Annotated in this window: 16 protein-coding genes; 4 read left to right on the plus strand and 12 right to left on the minus strand. The window is 72.7% G+C overall.

What is annotated here, in order from left to right:
- Positions 1–78: 78 nt before the first annotated feature.
- Positions 79–1,410 (minus strand): phosphoribosyltransferase family protein, encoded by a 1,332-nt coding sequence (locus tag ACIA8X_RS31510; RefSeq protein WP_399459714.1) that lies wholly within the window; start codon positions 1,408–1,410, stop codon positions 79–81.
- A gap of 224 nt (positions 1,411–1,634) precedes the next feature.
- On the opposite strand from ACIA8X_RS31510, the gene ACIA8X_RS31515 reads away from it, so the two are divergent.
- Positions 1,635–2,876 carry an acyl-CoA dehydrogenase family protein gene (locus tag ACIA8X_RS31515; RefSeq protein ID WP_399459715.1) on the plus strand — a complete coding sequence of 414 codons (1,242 nt, stop codon included), beginning with the start codon at positions 1,635–1,637 and terminating at the stop codon, positions 2,874–2,876.
- A 119-nt stretch (positions 2,877–2,995) separates the two neighbouring features.
- On the plus strand, positions 2,996–3,397 hold the full coding sequence (locus tag ACIA8X_RS31520; protein ID WP_399459716.1) for an SseB family protein: 402 nt from the start codon (positions 2,996–2,998) through the stop codon (positions 3,395–3,397).
- A 21-nt stretch (positions 3,398–3,418) separates the two neighbouring features.
- On the opposite strand, the gene ACIA8X_RS31525 is transcribed toward ACIA8X_RS31520, so the two are convergent.
- Genes ACIA8X_RS31525 through ACIA8X_RS31565 form a run of 9 tightly spaced genes read right to left on the minus strand, consistent with a single transcriptional unit; the run spans position 3,419 to position 12,195 of the window.
- The gene (locus ACIA8X_RS31525; protein ID WP_399459717.1) at positions 3,419–4,795 is read right to left on the minus strand and encodes an FAD-binding oxidoreductase; all 1,377 of its coding nucleotides are present in this window, start codon (positions 4,793–4,795) and stop codon (positions 3,419–3,421) included.
- Positions 4,792–5,934, minus strand: a complete 1,143-nt coding sequence (locus tag ACIA8X_RS31530; protein WP_399459718.1) for an acyl-CoA dehydrogenase family protein — start codon at positions 5,932–5,934, stop codon at positions 4,792–4,794. The genes ACIA8X_RS31525 and ACIA8X_RS31530 overlap by 4 nt, the downstream gene beginning before the upstream one ends.
- Complete coding sequence (locus ACIA8X_RS31535) at positions 5,931–6,938, minus strand: ABC transporter substrate-binding protein (RefSeq protein WP_393444088.1); 1,008 nt, start codon at positions 6,936–6,938, stop codon at positions 5,931–5,933. The genes ACIA8X_RS31530 and ACIA8X_RS31535 overlap by 4 nt, the downstream gene beginning before the upstream one ends.
- Positions 6,939–6,948: 10 nt before the next feature.
- On the minus strand, positions 6,949–8,046 hold the full coding sequence (locus tag ACIA8X_RS31540) for an LLM class flavin-dependent oxidoreductase (RefSeq protein ID WP_399459719.1): 1,098 nt from the start codon (positions 8,044–8,046) through the stop codon (positions 6,949–6,951).
- A gap of 58 nt (positions 8,047–8,104) precedes the next feature.
- Positions 8,105–9,076, minus strand: a complete 972-nt coding sequence (locus ACIA8X_RS31545) for an ABC transporter substrate-binding protein (protein WP_393444084.1) — start codon at positions 9,074–9,076, stop codon at positions 8,105–8,107.
- The gene (locus ACIA8X_RS31550) at positions 9,073–9,792 is read right to left on the minus strand and encodes an ABC transporter ATP-binding protein (protein WP_393444082.1); all 720 of its coding nucleotides are present in this window, start codon (positions 9,790–9,792) and stop codon (positions 9,073–9,075) included. The genes ACIA8X_RS31545 and ACIA8X_RS31550 overlap by 4 nt, the downstream gene beginning before the upstream one ends.
- Before the next feature lie 5 nt (positions 9,793–9,797).
- Complete coding sequence (locus ACIA8X_RS31555; protein ID WP_393444080.1) at positions 9,798–10,667, minus strand: ABC transporter permease; 870 nt, start codon at positions 10,665–10,667, stop codon at positions 9,798–9,800.
- Positions 10,664–11,503 (minus strand): sulfurtransferase, encoded by an 840-nt coding sequence (locus ACIA8X_RS31560; RefSeq protein ID WP_393444078.1) that lies wholly within the window; start codon positions 11,501–11,503, stop codon positions 10,664–10,666. Before ACIA8X_RS31560 ends, ACIA8X_RS31555 begins: the two co-directional genes overlap by 4 nt.
- Complete coding sequence (locus ACIA8X_RS31565) at positions 11,500–12,195, minus strand: alpha/beta hydrolase (protein ID WP_393444075.1); 696 nt, start codon at positions 12,193–12,195, stop codon at positions 11,500–11,502. The genes ACIA8X_RS31560 and ACIA8X_RS31565 overlap by 4 nt, the downstream gene beginning before the upstream one ends.
- 346 nt (positions 12,196–12,541) lie before the next feature.
- Between ACIA8X_RS31565 and ACIA8X_RS31570 the strand changes: the two genes are divergently transcribed.
- The gene (locus ACIA8X_RS31570; protein ID WP_393444073.1) at positions 12,542–13,396 is read left to right on the plus strand and encodes a LysR family transcriptional regulator; all 855 of its coding nucleotides are present in this window, start codon (positions 12,542–12,544) and stop codon (positions 13,394–13,396) included.
- A 133-nt stretch (positions 13,397–13,529) separates the two neighbouring features.
- Positions 13,530–14,381, plus strand: coding sequence for a pyrroloquinoline quinone biosynthesis protein PqqB (pqqB, locus tag ACIA8X_RS31575; RefSeq protein ID WP_393444071.1), 852 nt, complete (start codon positions 13,530–13,532; stop codon positions 14,379–14,381).
- Positions 14,382–14,406: 25 nt separating this feature from the next.
- On the opposite strand, the gene ACIA8X_RS31580 is transcribed toward pqqB, so the two are convergent.
- Both ACIA8X_RS31580 and ACIA8X_RS31585 read right to left on the minus strand, forming a co-directional pair.
- The gene (locus ACIA8X_RS31580; protein WP_393444069.1) at positions 14,407–14,796 is read right to left on the minus strand and encodes a MarR family winged helix-turn-helix transcriptional regulator; all 390 of its coding nucleotides are present in this window, start codon (positions 14,794–14,796) and stop codon (positions 14,407–14,409) included.
- An 84-nt stretch (positions 14,797–14,880) separates the two neighbouring features.
- Complete coding sequence (locus tag ACIA8X_RS31585; protein WP_393444067.1) at positions 14,881–15,231, minus strand: VOC family protein; 351 nt, start codon at positions 15,229–15,231, stop codon at positions 14,881–14,883.
- Positions 15,232–15,337: the final 106 nt, after the last annotated feature.

Below are 15,337 nucleotides of genomic sequence, written 5' to 3' on the forward strand. Positions count from 1 at the left end.
TGGTCTGCACGCAATCTCCATGACCCCGGAACTGGCGGAGCCGGGCCCTCCGGACGGTCGGGAACCAGCCGCCCGGGCCTACGCGGAACGGCGTGGCGCCCCCGTGCCGGGCCGGTCGAGGTGGGCGGTGAACCAGCCGCGGGCCAGTTCGGCGACGGTGGTGAGGGTGCCGGGTTCCTCGAAGAGGTGGGTGGCGCCCGGGACGACCGCGATCCGGTGCTCGCAGTGCATCCGGTCGGCCGCCAGGCGGTTGAGGCTGAGCACCTGGGTGTCGCGGCTGCCGACGATGAGCAGGGTCGGCGCCCGCAGGCGGATCAGCGCCGCCGGGGTCGCCAGATCGGGGCGGCCGCCACGGGAGACGACCGAGCGGACGTCGGACCCGGACAGCGCGGCGGCCTCCAGCGCGGCGGCGGCTCCGGTACTGGCCCCGAAGTAGGCGACGGGCAGCCCGGTTTCACCGCGCAGCCACATCGAAGCGGCGTGCAGGCGCCGGGCCAGGAGCAGGATGTCGAAGACGTTGTGCCGGTCCTGTGCCTCCTCGTCGGTGAGGAGATCCAGCAGCAGCGTGGCCAGACCCGCCCGGTTGAGGGCGGTGGCGACGTACCGGTTGCGCGGGCTGTGCCGGCTGCTGCCACTGCCGTGCGCGAACGCCACGGCCGCCGGCGCCCCGTCCGGCACGACCAGCCGGGCACCGACCCGCGCGCCCGCGGCCGGGACCAGCACCTCGCGGTCCGACGGCGATGCGGCGGCGGGCGCGGCGGAAGAGCGGGGTGCGGCGCGGGCGGCCTGCGCGAGCAGGGACGTGACCTCGGCGTCCGTGACCTGGGTGAAGTCCCGGTACCAGGCGCCCACCGAGCCGAGGATCTGGTGCGTGTGCGGGCAGACGACATCGTCGGCCACCCGCTCCAGCCGGGCCACGCTGTGGCTCGCCCCGACGGGCACCGCGAGCACGATCCGGGCCGCGCCCTGGCCTCGTACGACCCGGCAGGCGGCCTCGGCCGTGGCGCCGGTGGCGAGTCCGTCGTCCACGACGACGGCCGTGCGACCGGCGACCGGCAGCGCAGGCCGCTCCCGCCGATAGCTGCGCACACGCCGTTCCAGCTCGCCCCGCTCGGCCTCCTCCACGGCCTCGCGCTCGCCCGTCCGCAGCCCGGCCGCGTCGATCACGTCCTCGTTGAGGACACGGACCCCGTGCTCACCGATCGCCCCGAAACCCCACTCCGGCTGCCCGGGCACGCCCAGCTTGCGCACCACCAGCACGTCCAGCGGGGCGCCGAGCCCACGGGCCACCTCGGCGGCCACGGGCACGCCGCCGCGCGGCAGCCCCAGCACCACGACATCCCGACCGCGCAGCTCCTGGAGCCTCTCGGCCAGCAGCCGCCCGGCCGTCCTGCGGTCGTCGTAACGCATACACCGCCTCCCGCGCCCACCAGGGCGGGAGCCTGTCCCGTCCCTTTCAGGCTACGACTGTCCGCCCGCGGCCGACTCCCTGCGAGCCCCGGACACCTGGCCGCCGCGCGGCCCGCCACTTGGCGATATCCCGTCGGTACCCCGAGGCGGTTGCCGTGTTCAATCACTCGTAGCGCGTCCCGCGACACGGCACGAACGGATGGCCCCACACGTCAGGAGGCATCGTGATCGCCGCTCCCGAGCCCGGTCTGACCGAACGCGACATCGTCGAACGCGCCGTGCACCTACGGCCCGTGCTGCTCGAACGTCAGCCGGAGACCGAACGGCTGACGCACTACCCCAAGGACACCCACGACGACTTCCTACGGGCCGGCTTCTACCGGATGCTCCAGCCGCGCCGGTACGGCGGCTACGAGTTCGGCCTGCCCACCTTCTACCGCGTGGCCACCGAGATCGCCCGCGGCTGCCCCTCCACCGGCTGGGCCCTGACCCTCACCTCCGCCCACGTCCTCCAGGTCGCCACGCTCTTCGAGGAGCGCGCGCAGGACGAGATCTTCGGCGCCGACGGCGACTTCCGGGCCGCGTCCACGGTCACGCCCATCGGCGTCGCACAGCCCGACGGCGACGGCCATGTCGTCCTCGACGGCACCTGGCCGTACTCCTCCGGCGCCCCGTACTCGACCCACTACGTAGGGCAGACCCTGCGCGCCCCCGACCACTCCGGAGGCCCGCCGGGCCCGCCGGTCCTGTTCGTCGCCCCCCGTTCGGTGTGGACGGTGCTCGACGACTGGCACGGCGTCCTCGGACTGCGCGGCACCGGCTCCAACAGCGTCCTCATGGAGCACGCCCGCCTCCCCACGTATCTCACCCGCGAGGCCAGCCTGCTGGACCTGCCCGTCGAGGGCGGCAGCGTCGGCTCCGAGCTGCACGGCAACCCGATGTACGCCGGTCGGGCGCCGAGCTTCTTCCACGGCGAACTGGCCGCCGTCATGATCGGTACCGCCCACGCCGCCGCCGACGAATACGCCCGGGCCGTCGCCGAGCGCCCGCTCATCCACGAACCCGACCGCACCCGCGCCGAACTCCACGACTACCAACGACACCTCGGCGAGGCCCTCGGCGTGATCCACACGGCCGAGGCGGCGCTCCAGCGCACCGCCGAGGAGTGGATGGAGACCTGCCACCGCAACACCATCGGCGCCGCCCCCTTCACGATCGCCGAGGACAACCGCCTCGCGCTCATGTTCCTGAACGCGGGCCGCATGGCCTGGGACGTCCTCCAGGGCACCCTCTTCCGCACGGCCGGCTCCCGGCACGCGCGCGACGGGGAGCGGATGCAGCGCTACTTCCGGGACGCGGCCACGTACTGGACCCATGTGGGCCCCACCATGGCCGAGCCCCTCGCCCGCCGGGTCGGCTGCGACCGCCTGGGGCTGCCGTCCGAACACATTCCGTTGATCCCCTGACAACGACCTCCCGCCCCCGACCACCACCCGGCCGATCCCCTGGACAGCCACAGGAATGCTCCGGTCCGGATCGGGTACGCGAGCAGGGCCGCAAGACCGCCGCTACCAGGGGATCCGCCATGCACACACCCGCGAACAACTACGACGCCACCCCCGCCCGACGGGCCTTGGACGCACTGGCCGAGAACACGGAGGACAGGGCGGCGATGGACATACTCGCGAGCAGCGACGTCCTCGTCCCCGTGCCCGACGACGCCGGCGCGGAGGTCGCCGACGACCCCGAGACCGTGGCGCTGCCCGTCATGGAGCAGCAGGGCGGCGACCCGACCGTCCCGGTGTTCACCTCCGAGCCCGCGATGGCCGCACTGCTGCCCTTCATCTCCCGCTACCGCCTGGTACCACTGGGCGCACTCGCCTCGCAGTGGCCGTCCGAGGACCTGGCGCTCACCATCGACGCGGGCTCCCCGCACCCCCTGACGCTGACCTCGGAGGGCGTACGGACGCTGCTGGCGCGGCCGTAGCGCTCAAGGACGCATCCGCCCTCACAGCGCCTTGCCGGGGTTGAGGATCCCCAGCGGATCGAACGCCTCCTTCACCCGCCGCTGCACGGCATGGGCGGTGGGCCCGAGCTCGTCGGCCACCCACTGCCGCTTCAGCAGGCCCACCCCGTGCTCCCCGGTCAGCGTGCCGCCGAGCCGCAGGGCCAGCGCGAAGATCTCGCCCGCCGCCTCCCACGCGGCGTCGGGGAGCCGGGCGAGGGAGGGGTCCACGACGATGATCGGGTGCAGGTTCCCGTCCGCCGCGTGGGCGAGGGTGTAGACGGGCACGTCATGGCGTGCGGAGATGGCACGGATCTCCCGCACCGCCTCCGCGAGGCGGGACCGTGGCACGGCGATGTCCTCGATCAGCGGGCGCCCCAGCCGCTCCAGCGCGGGCAGGGCGAGCCGGCGGGCGGCGAGCAGGGCTTCCGCCTCGCCGGGGTCCTCGGTGGTCTCGACGGTCGAGGCGAGCGGGGTCAGCAGCCGCGCGACCACCGCGGCCTCGGCCGCAGCGCCCGCACCGTCGCACTGCACGAGAAGCAGCGCGGCACCCCGCTGCCGCAGCGCCGGGTCGATGGCGCCCAGCACGGGTCCGTCCACCAGCTCCGCCAGCGCGGGCACGACACCGGCCCGGCCGATCGCGTACGAGGCCTCGGCGGCGGCCTCGAACGTGGGGAAGTACGCGGCGATCGTCGCCGTCGCCACCGGCACCGGACGCAGCCGCAGGGTCGCCGAGGTGATCACCGCGAGGGTGCCCTCCGAGCCGGTGAGCAGCGCGGTGAGGTCGTAGCCGGTGACGCCCTTGACGGTACGGCGACCGGTCCCGAGCACCGTCCCGTCGGCGAGCACAGCCTCCAGACCCAGCACGCTGTCCCGGGTGACCCCGTACTTCGCGCACCGCAGCCCGCCCGCGTTGGTCGCGATGTTCCCGCCGATGGTGGACAGGGCCGCGCTCGCCGGGTCGGGCGCGTACCGCAGCCCGTGCGCGCCGGCCGCACGGTCCAGCTCGGCCGTGATCACACCGGGTTCGACGACGGCGAGCTGGTCGTCGGCTGACAGCTCCAGGATCCGGTTCATGCCGGACAGGTCCAGGACCAGCGAGCCCTCGTTCGCCGTGGCTCCGCCCGACAGCCCGGTGCCCGCGCCGCGCGGCACCACCGGCACCCGCAGGGCGTGCGCGTGCCGGAGGGTGACCGTGACGTCCTCGGTCCGCCGGGCGTGCACCATCGCGAGGGGTTCCCCGGCGGGCCGGGTACCGGAGCGGTCGGTGGCGTGCGCGGCGAGTACCGCCGGGTCGGTGGTCAGCCGGTCGGGCGGCAGGTCGCGGGCGAGCAGCCCGAGGAGCTGGGCGGACGCGGTCGTCTCGGGGGCTGCGGTCACGGGGTGAGTGCCTTCGTTCCGATGGCGAGCAGGGAGATGTCCTCCTGGGGCGCGTGCACAGGCGCGCACTGGATGTCCCGGAAGTGCCGCTCCAGCGGGTTGCCGCGCGCCAGACCGGGGTTGCCCAGCAGCCGTACGGCCAGCTCCACGGCCCGTACGCCGTGCCGGTCGGCCAGTACGCGCGCGCCGAGGGCCTGTTCGGGGGTGTACGAGGCGTCGCCGGAGTCGAGCTTCGCGGCACCGTCGAACACCAGCTGCTCGGAGGCGGCGAGCAGCACCTCGATCTCTCCGGCCGTGCGCCGGAAACGTTCCGTGCGCGCCACCGGATGCCCCAGATTGGCGGGCACGCGCGCGTTGGCGAAGGTGTGGAAGTACGCCTGCGCGGCACGGGCCACGCCCAAGTAGAGGGCGGCGAGCGGGAGATGGAGGGCCGCGCCCGCCCGGTTGTCCTGCTCGGCGGCGGGTCCGTACGGGCCGATCCCGATGACGTGCTCGTACGGGACCTCCACCTCGTGGAACGTCACGTCATGGCTGCCACTGGCCCGCAGTCCCAACTGGTCCCAGCGGCCGGTGATCTCGATGCCGGGCGAGCCGCCGGGTACCAGGAAGGTGCCCACGCGCGGCTCGGGCTCGTCGGTGTGCGCCCACACCAGGAACCAGTCCAGCCCCTCGGCGCCCGTCACGAACCGCTTGGTGCCGCTGACCGCCCAGCCGTCGGCCGTACGCCGCGCCCGGGTCGCGGGCAGCCCGCCCCGCGCCGGGGAACCCAACTCGGGCTCCACGCGCGCGTGGTTGACCAGCACCGGGCGCTCGAACGACTCCTTCACCACGCGCGCGTACAGCTCCTTCGGCCAGTGCGGCTGAGCGGCCTGCCGGGCGTGTGTGTTCAGCGTCATCGCCGCGATCAGGGCGACGGACGGGTCGAGCCGCCCCAGGGAGTGCAGGATCCGGGCGCTCTCCTCGACGCCCCCGCCCCGGCCGCCGTACCGCTCGCCGATCGTCGCGGTGAGCAGTCCCGCCGCGTGCGCGATCCGCAGGGACTCGGCGGGGAAGGCGGCCGAGCGGTCGTACTCGACGGCCAGTTCGGCGATGCGCGCGGTCGTCTCGGGCTCGGTCGGCTCGGTCGTCTCGATCGTCACAGGGCCTTCTTCAGGTCGGCGTTGAGGTCGGTCGTCCAGAAGGACTTCACGTCCAAGTGCTGCTTCAGGGCGCCGAGTTCGGTGAAGGCGTCGGCGACCTTCTGCTGCGAGGCGATGGTGTCGTCGCCGACCGTCCGGGCCTGGGTCGGGCGCTGGTTCTGGGCGTCGGCTAGGTCCTTCCGGGCCTGGGCGAGGGGCTGGTGGGTGGCGTCGGCGGTGATCTTCGCGAAGCCGTCGAGGTGGCCGTCGCGGACGTAGGCGTACGCCTTGGTGATCCGGGCGATCAGATCGGCGACGGCCGCCTTCTGCGCGGGGCTCTTCAGCACGCTGTCCCGCGCCGACCAGAGGAAGTTGCCGGACAGGATGTCCTTGCCCGAGCCGACCGTGGTCGCGCCCTGCTGATGGGCCGTGATGATCGACGTGCCGTAGGAGGCGAAGGCGTCGATGCCGCCGCCGTTGAGGGCGGCCAGGCCGTCGTTCGGCAGGAGCGGCTTGGCGTCGATGTCGGACCACTTCAGGCCCGCCTGCTTCAGCAGTCGGTAGAGGAAGTAGTGGGCGGTGGTGTTCTGGACGTAGCCGACCTTCTTGCCCTTCAGCCCGGCGATGTCGGTCACCTTGGAGCCCTTGGGGACGACGACCTCCTGGTTGAGGGTGGAGCCGCGCTGCACGGCGACCACCCTGAAGTTGGGTGCCCCGTCGGCGGCGGCGAATATCGGCGGGATCTCGCTGGAGGAGGCGAGGTCCAGTGCCCCGGCCCGGACGGCCTGGAGCTGCTGGTCGCCGCCCTGGAACTGGCTCCACTTCACCTGGTAGGGGGCGTCGTCGAGGCCGGCGTACTTGAGGACGGCCTCCTCGGTCTTCCAGCCGGTGGCGCCGACTCTCAGGGTGACCGCGGAGACGGAGGACGGGGCGTCGGCCTCGGCTTCGGTCCCGCAGCCCGCCGCGAACGGCAGGAGCAGGGTGAGCGCGGCGGCGGACGTGCGCAGGGAACGGCGGAACGACACGGGAGCTCCATCAGGCGGCGTGGGTGGTGGCGCGGTGGGCGAGTTCCTGCCGGACCAGCGGCAGGACGTGACGGGCGTAGTCGATGGCGTCGCCCAGGGGGTCGTAGCCGCGGATCGACAGCAGGTCGCAGCCGATGTCGACGTAGTCGAGCAGGGCCTTGGCCACCGTCTCGGGGGTGCCGACCAGCGCGGTCGAGGCCCCGGCGGCGTTGGTGGCGACCGCGGGCGCGGTCCACAGGCAGCGGTCGTGGACCTCGCCCCGGTCCGCGATGTCGAGCAGCCGCTGGGAGCCGACGTTGGCGGGGCGCCCGGTGGTGCGGTAGTGGCGCAGCAACTCGGTGTTGCGGGCCTGGTCCTTGAGCGCGCCCAGCGTGCGGTGCGCCTTCTCCCAGGCCAGCTCCTCGGTGGGCGCGATGATCGGGCGGAACGACACCCAGATACGGGGCCGGGGGCGCCCGGCGGCGTCCGCGACCGCGTTGACGGCGGCGATCTGCTCGGCCGTCTCCTTGAGCGGCTCGCCCCACAGCCCGAAGATGTCGCCCTGCTGTCCGCCGACCCGGTACGCGTCCTGGGAGGAACCGCCCACCGAGATCGGGACCAGCCCGTTCACCGGCTTCACGTCGGAGTAGTAGCCCTCGAACCTGAAGTACTTGCCCTCGTGCGAGACGGGCCCGTCGGCCTGCCACACCTTCCTCAGGATCTGGATGTACTCGTCCGAACGCTCGTACCGCTCCGCCTTGCCCAGGTAGTCGCCCTCCCGACGCTGCTCCTCGTCACTGCCGCCGGAGATGATGTGCAGCGTCAGCCGGCCATTGCTGATCTGATCCAGGGTGGCCAGGGCGCGGGCCGCGTGGGTGGGAAAGAGGACTCCCGGCCGGTGCGCCAGGATCGGGCGGATCCGCTCGGTGTGCGTCGCGACGAACTGGGCGATCTGGAAGGCGTCCGGCGACGCCGAGTGATAGGCGACCAGCGTGTGGTCGAAGCCGCCGTCGTCCAACGCGCGGGCGTACCTGCGCAGATGGTCGACGTCGAGGCCGGTGCGGCTCGCGGCGGCCGGACCGGAGGCTCCCGCGTCCGTGTGGACGGCGCTGATGAATTCGACAGGCATGGACAACTCCCGTGTCATGAAGGTCACTTGACAGTCAATTGAGAGGTCACTTGAGAGGTCACTTGAGAAGGGACGTGTCGGCCGACTTCGCCACGTCGACGTTCGGGTCGAGGACCCCGATCCCGTTCATCAGGTCGGCGACGCCCTGCACGGTCCGGTTCACCTCCGGCGTGATCGGCAGGACCTTGCTGTACGCCGCCGAGGCCAGCGTCTTCGCCACGGAGGCGTCGGCGCCGTTGCGCTGCTCGATGGCCTCGGCGTAGGCGTCCTGGTGGGTGCTGGTCCACTCCAGGGCCGTGCCGAGGCGCTTCAGGAAGTCGGCGAGCGCGGCCTTCTTGGACTTGTCGGCGAGTGCGGTCTCGGAGGCGTTGATGAAGCCGATGCCGCTGACCCGGCCGTCGCCGCCGTCGATCAGCAGCTTCCCGCCCTGCTCCAGTCCGACGGCCTGGTAGACACCGAACGTCGCCCAGACGTTGATCTTCCCGGAGGCGAACGCCGCCTGCGCGTCCGTCGGCAGCAGGTACTGCACCTTGACGTCGTCGTAGCTGAGCCCGTTCTGCTTCAGCGCGTTGGCCAGCAGATACTCCGAGATACTGCCCTTGGCCGAGGACACCACGACCTTCTGGCCCTTGAGGTCCTTCACCCTGTCGATGCCGGAGTCCTTGCGGACGACGATGCCGACGTGCCTGCCGTCGTTCTTGAGCGCGGCGACGTTCTTGACCTTCACCCCGCCGCTGAGCGCCTGCAGCGCCGGCAGGTCGGCGGAGTACCCGGTGTCGGCGGCGCCCGCCTGCACGGCCTGGTACAGCGGTGCCGCACCCTCGAACTCCGCCCATTTCACGCGGTACTTGGCGCCCTTGAGGGCGTCGGAGGCCGCGACGATCGTCTGGAGCGTCTTGGCCTGGTCGCCGATGGTGAGCGTGACCTGGCCGTCCCTGGCGGAGGCGTCGGCCGAGGAGTCCGCGCCGCAGGCCGTCAGCGCCAGCAGGGCGGTGAGGCTGAGCGCGGCGCGGGCGAGTCTGCGGATCACGAGGGGGTTCCTTCCAGAGTGCGGGTGGTGACGCCGAGCCAGCCGAGGAGGCGGGCGCGCAGGGTGACGAAGTCGGGGGTGGTCAGGTCACGGGGGCGGGGCAGGTCGACGGTGAGCTCGTGGGCGATACGGCCCTCGTCCATCACCAGGACCCGGTCGGCGAGCAGCAGCGCCTCCTCCACGTCATGGGTGACCAGGAGGATCGCGCAGCCGTGCCGCTGCCACAGTTCGGCGACCAGCTGCTGCACCTTGCCGCGGGTCAGCGCGTCGAGGGCGCCGAACGGCTCGTCCAGCAGCAGCAGTTCGGGCTCGCGCACCAGGGCGCGGGCGAGCGAGACGCGCTGGGCCTGGCCGCCGGAGAGCGTCTTCGGCCAGACGGTCGCACGGTCCGCGATGCCGACCTCGTCGAGCGCCTTCCCGGCGAGGCTGCGGTCGGGCCGTCCGGGCAGTCCGAGAACGACGTTGCGCCATACCTTCAGCCAGGGCAGCAGTCGCGGCGACTGGAAGGCGGCACTGCGGCGCGCGGGCACCGTCACCTCGCCGCCGATCTCGTCGTCGAGCCCGGCGAGGATCCGCAGCAGCGTCGACTTGCCGCAGCCGCTGTGCCCGAGGAGGGCCACGAACTCGCCCTCGCGGATGTCGAGATCGAGCTCGTGCAGGACGGTGTTGCCGTCGAAGGCCCGCGAAAGGCCCCGTATTTCCACGCTGTTGGCCATGCCGCTCACGCCTCGCCCTCGAAGTTGGCCCGCCAGGTCAGCAGCCGCCGCGACAGGATCCGTACGGCGAAGTCGCAGGCCAGGCCGAGTAGCGCGTACACGGCGAGGCACAGCACGATGACGTCCGTGCGGAAGTACTGCTGGGCGTTGCTCATCAGATAGCCGAGCCCCGCGTCGGCGTTGATCTGCTCGGCGAAGACGAGCGCCAGCCAGGCGGTGGACAGCGCGTACCGGAGTCCCACGAGGGCGCCGGGGAGCGCGCTCGGCAGGATCACGTACTTGATCAGGCCGAGCCTGCCGAGCCCCATCATCCGTGCGGCCTCGACGAGTTGGGCGTCGGTGGAGCGGATGCCGCCGTAGATGTTGAAGTACAGCGGGTACGTCACCCCGAGGGCGACCAGCGCGATCTTCGGGGTCTCCTCGATGCCGAACCAGACGATGAACAGCGGGATCAGACCCACCCACGGGATCGCCCGGAACATGCCCATCGAGGAGTCGATGACGTCCTCGCCGAGCCGGAACAGACCGGCCAGCAGGGACAGGCTCAGCGCGACGGTCGCGCCGATCAGGAAGCCGGTGGCGGCACGGCGGCCCGACGCGGCGACGGCGCCGGGGAGTTCACCCGTCCGCGTCAGCTCCACGGCCTGCTTCACGACGTCCACGGGGGAGGCCAGCACGGGCTCCGGGAGGACACCGGTGGCCGAGGTCAGGAACCACAGGAGGACGAGGCCGATCGGTCCGGCGGCGCGGCGCACGGAGCGGGGGACCGTGAAGCGGCGGCCGGTCTTGGCGCTGCCTCGGATGGTGACGCGGGTGGACGGTGCGGGCGTCTCCGAGGAGGTCTGCCGCGGCAGTGTCAGTGGTTTGGTCGTCATGGCCGGCTCCCCTTCGCGGCCGGGCGGTCGGGATCGGCCGACCAGGCGGACCAGGAACCCGGGAAGAGGACGGCCTCGAAGCCGGCGATCTCCAGCGCGGCGATCTGGTGGGCCGCGGTCACCCCCGAGCCGCAGTACACACCGACGCGCCCGCCCGTACCGGCACTCAGCCCCTCGAACCGCTTGCGCAGCTCCTCGGCCGGCAGGAAGGTCCCGTCCACCGCGAGGTTCTCCCCGGTCGGCGCGGAGACGGCGCCCGGGATATGACCGGCGCGCGGGTCGACCGGCTCCACCTCGCCGCGGTACCGCTCGGCGGCCCGCGCGTCCAACAGCAGCCCCGAGGCCGCGAGTTCGGCGGCGCCGTCGGCGTCGGTGGTCGGCAGTGCGCCCGCACGCAGGACGACGTCGCCCGGCGCCCGGTCAGCCGGTGCCCCCGACTCCAGGGGGAGTCCGGCCGCACGCCATGCGCCAAGCGCCCCGTCGAGCAGCGTCACCTCCCCGAGCCCCGCGTACCTCAGAAGCCACCAGGCCCGGGCTGCCGCCGTGTTGCCCAAGTCGTCGTACACGACGACGGGTTGCCCCTCCCGGATGCCCCATGCGCGCGCCGCCCGCTGGAGATCAGTGACCGAGGGCAGCGGATGCCGACCGCCCTGCGGGCTCGGAGCGGACGCCAACTCGGTGTCCAGGTCGACGTATACGGCACCCGGGATGTGGCCCTCGGCGTAGTGCTCGCGGCCGTGCGGGTCGCCCAGCGCCCAGCGGACGTCGAGCAGGGCCGGGGGAGTGGCGGTGGCGAGCTGCTCGCGGAGTTCGGCGACGGTGGTCGTGACGGTCATGCCTGCTCCTCCGCGATCAGGGGCAGCTCGGGGGACAGGCGCAGCCGCTCCAGGAAGAGCACGACCGTGGCGGCGACGGTGCGGTGCAGGGCGTCGTTGAGGACGTCGTGCCGGCCGCCGTCGAAGACGACCGTCCGCGCACCCTGGTACGCCGCGAGTGCCTGATCGACCGGGCTCACCGTGTCGTCCTTGCCGTGCAGAGCCAGGACGGGGACCCTCACCCGGTCGAGCCGGGGTGCGGGCAGGTCCGGGAGCGAGTCGAGCGCGTCCCGCCGGAAGTCCGCGTCGTTCGTCAGCCGCCCCTGGTGGGTGGGGCAGGCGGTGCGGGCTTCGACTTCGGCCTCCCAACTCCCGGCAGTCCAGGGGGAGACGGGCAGCCCGACCAGGATCAGGGCGTCGACGTCCACCGTCCGCTCCTCGGCCAGCCGCGCCGCATAGAGGGCGCCGGTGTCCGAGCCGACCAGCACCTTCGGGTGGGGCAGCGACTCGTCGGCCAGCAGTTTGGCCGCCTCGTCGAGCACCGACGGGTCGGCGGCCGGGTCACCGAGGGCGCGGACGCGGTACGCGTCGAAGGCGAGCCGGCGGCCGAACCGCTCGTACACACCGCCGTGTTCACCCCGCCCGGCCAGCACGATCAGCGTGCCGCGCGCGGCGAGGCCTTCGGGTTCGTCCCAGGAGAACGATGAGGACATGAGGGGGCAACTCCCGTGTGAGGGCATGGCGAGGTCAAGGGAAAGGGCTACCGAACGGGCAGGCAGAAGGCGCTGTCACGTGTCAGCGCGGGGAAACCTGATCAGCTCGGACGGCGGCAGGGCACCGCGGGGAATATCAGCGAGCCGGAGGCAGGGTCAGCGACAGAGCGCGCTGCACGCCACGCCGAAGTCGATGACTCGGCGCTGCGTCAGAAGGGCAGCGGAAGCGGTCGCGTGCAGCATGCGCTCATCATGACCGCAGGCGGTGGACCACGTCCAACGACGATTCCGCATCGAAACCGATCAGCGATCGCGATCGATCGCCCGGGCGGGCTACTGTCACGGCATGCCCCAACCCGTCCTCGACATCGTGGCCCTGCGCAGCCTGACCGCGATAGCCGACTGCGGCGGCTTCCACCGCGCCGCCCAGACGCTCTCGCTGAGCCAGTCCGCGGTCAGCCAGCATGTGCGCAAACTGGAGAAGACCCTGGGGCGGCCGGTCGTCGAACGCGAGGGCCGGGGCACCCGGTTCACCCCCGACGGGCGCCGGCTGCTGGAACAGGCACGCCGGATCCTCGCCGTGCACGACGAGGCCGTCCGCACCCTGCTCGACGTCGAGGGCGACACGGTCACCGTCGGCTCCACCGAACACGCCGCCGACCAGTTCCTGCCCCGGCTCACCGCCGCGGTCCAGGAGGTACGCCCCGGCTGCCGGGTGCGGTTCCGGATCGACCGCTCGGCCCGGCTCGTCGAGGCCGTGGAGCGCGGCAGCGTCGATGTCGCGGTGTACGTCACCGAGGCCGCCGCCACCGAGGGCACCCCCGTCGGCGGCCTCCCGCTCACCTGGCACGCCGTTCCCGGCTGGGCGCCCCCGGCCGCCCCCGCTCCGGTGCCGCTGGTCGCCATCGAGGAACCGTGCGCGATCCGCCGCCGCGCCATCGCGACCCTCGCCCGGCACGGAGTGCCTGCCACGGTCGTCGGCGACGCCGGCTACCTCGCGGGCGTCCTCGACATCGCCCGCACCGGCCAGGGCGTGGCCCTGCTCGCCTCGGTCGGCGCCGCGCCCGACGGGCTCACCCCGTGCGAGGGGCTGCCGGCCGTCACGCCGATCGCGATGAGCGCACTCGCCCGCCCCGGCGCGGATGCGGCGACGACCGAGGCCGCCTTCGGCGCCGTACGGGAACTGCTGCGGCACGGGTGACGCGCGTGACGGTGGTGAGCGGCGCCGTCCGGTGAAGGTCGGCCGGAACTGCTCCCCGCCGCAGGGTGGTTCGGCCGTATGGAGAGGGAAGATCCCACCGGGAGTGCCGACGTGTTGGGGATGGGGGGTCGTCTTGAGGGTCGTCCTGCTCGGCACCGCGGCCGGAGGCGGCTTCCCGCGGTGGAACTGCGCCTGTGCGCGGTGCGCCGCCGCCCGTGACGGCAAGCTGCCCACCCGTACCCCGGAGTGCGCGGCCGTCAGCGGCAACTCCCGGGACTGGTGGCTGCTGAACACCTCGCCGGACATCCGAGCCCAGCTCACCGCCGCCTCCGCCCTGTGGCCCGGCCCCCGGCACAGTCCGGTGCGCGGTGTCCTGCTGACCGACGCGGAGGCCGATCACCTGGCAGGACTGGCCGTGCTGCGCGAGGCCGCGGGCATGAAGACGTACGCCGCTCCTCCGGTGCTCGCCACCCTGGCCCCGGCGCGGACGGCCCTCGACCGCCATACCCCGTGGGAGTGGGCGGACAGCCTGACGGAGGGCGGGTTCGTGCTGGCCGGCGGCCTGGTCGTCACAGCGCACCCGGTGGTGGGGGAGCCCCCGGCGTATGTGCCGCGCCGGGCGAAGGACCGCCGGTGGGTGACGGTGTACCGGATCGAGGACCTGGCCACCGGAGGCGTCCTCGTGTACGCGCCCAGCGTCGGCACGTGGACCGCGATGCTGGACGACCTCGTCGCGGCGGCTGACTGCGTCGTGCTGGACGGCACCCACTTCACGGCGGACGAGGCGGCGCGGGCCGGGCGGCATCTGCCCGTCTCGGGGACCGCCGGCAGCCTCGCCGCCCTGAACCGCCACCCGCACGTCCGCCGTGTCTACACCCACCTCGCCGACACGAATCCCCTGCTCGACCCGGCCTCCGCGGCTCGCGCACAGGTGTCGGAGGCGGGCGTCGAAGTCCTCCCGGACGGGGTGGAGTTCGTGCTCTAGGCGGCTCGGTCTCAGGTGGGTGGCGTCAGGCGCCCAGCATCCGGGCCAGTGCGTCGCGCTGCAGCGGCAGGACCTCGGCGTGCAGGTCACCGCCCTTGCGGGTCAGTGCGACGTACACGCCGCGCCGGTCCTCCGCGCACATGGAACGCTCCACCAGGCCGTCCTTCTCCAGCCGGCCGATGAGCCGGGACAGGGCGCTCTGGCTGAGATGGACCCGTCCGACGAGATTCTGCACCCGGCACTGGGTGCCCTCCTCGGGCGAGGCGGTCGCCAGGATGTCGAGCACCTCGAAGTCACTCGCGCCCAGTCCGTGCGGGTGCAGGACGCGATCGATCTCGCACATCGTGCGCGCGTGCACCGACAGGATGTCCCGCCACCGTTCTTCGAGCCCTGCGTCGGCCGTCTTCACTGCCATACCGGAACGGTAACACCGATCCGGCCAATCGTTGAGCGTGCAACTAGTGCACGTGCAATAGAGGTGAGGGGCAAGTGTCGGTCGTCACTCGGTCGGGTCCTGAAGGATCCCCACGAGATTGCCGTCCGCGTCCTTCACGGAGGCGATCAGCCTGCCGCCGCCGACGTCCTTCACGTCCTGCAGCGTCTCGGCACCTGTGTCCAGCAGGGCCGCGAGGGTCGCCCTGATGTCGGTCACGTGCCAGTAGGGGACCGGGCCGGTCATGCCCTTCGCGTGGCCATGGGGGTCCAGGCCGACGTCCTGTCCGGCGTCCTTGAAGCCGACGTAGTACGGCTCGTCCGCATACGGCTGCGTGCCCAGCAGGGCGCTGAACAGGGCCTTCGCCCGGTCGAGGTCCTTGACGGGGTAGATGATCGTGTTCAGTCCGGCGGTCATGGCGCACTCCTCGTGCAGCGTGGTCCGACGCGTCTCGTCGGTGGTTTCACGCTAGGACGGGGGAGTGGCCGGGCACTTCTCGATTCCTGACCGATGGTGGGGCGAG

The organism is Streptomyces sp. NPDC051738 (assembly GCF_044453205.1).
Lineage (GTDB): Bacteria > Actinomycetota > Actinomycetes > Streptomycetales > Streptomycetaceae > Streptomyces.

Coding starts and splice junctions, on each gene's coding strand:
- ACIA8X_RS31570 (WP_393444073.1), top strand. CDS start 12,542: ATGCCCCAACCCGTCCTCGACATCGTGGCCCTGCGCAGCCTGACCGCG.
- ACIA8X_RS31585 (WP_393444067.1), bottom strand. CDS start 15,231: ATGACCGCCGGACTGAACACGATCATCTACCCCGTCAAGGACCTCGAC.
- ACIA8X_RS31520 (WP_399459716.1), top strand. CDS start 2,996: ATGCACACACCCGCGAACAACTACGACGCCACCCCCGCCCGACGGGCC.
- ACIA8X_RS31560 (WP_393444078.1), bottom strand. CDS start 11,503: ATGACCGTCACGACCACCGTCGCCGAACTCCGCGAGCAGCTCGCCACC.
- ACIA8X_RS31540 (WP_399459719.1), bottom strand. CDS start 8,046: ATGCCTGTCGAATTCATCAGCGCCGTCCACACGGACGCGGGAGCCTCC.
- ACIA8X_RS31510 (WP_399459714.1), bottom strand. CDS start 1,410: ATGCGTTACGACGACCGCAGGACGGCCGGGCGGCTGCTGGCCGAGAGG.
- ACIA8X_RS31555 (WP_393444080.1), bottom strand. CDS start 10,667: ATGACGACCAAACCACTGACACTGCCGCGGCAGACCTCCTCGGAGACG.
- ACIA8X_RS31550 (WP_393444082.1), bottom strand. CDS start 9,792: ATGGCCAACAGCGTGGAAATACGGGGCCTTTCGCGGGCCTTCGACGGC.
- ACIA8X_RS31565 (WP_393444075.1), bottom strand. CDS start 12,195: ATGTCCTCATCGTTCTCCTGGGACGAACCCGAAGGCCTCGCCGCGCGC.
- ACIA8X_RS31580 (WP_393444069.1), bottom strand. CDS start 14,796: ATGGCAGTGAAGACGGCCGACGCAGGGCTCGAAGAACGGTGGCGGGAC.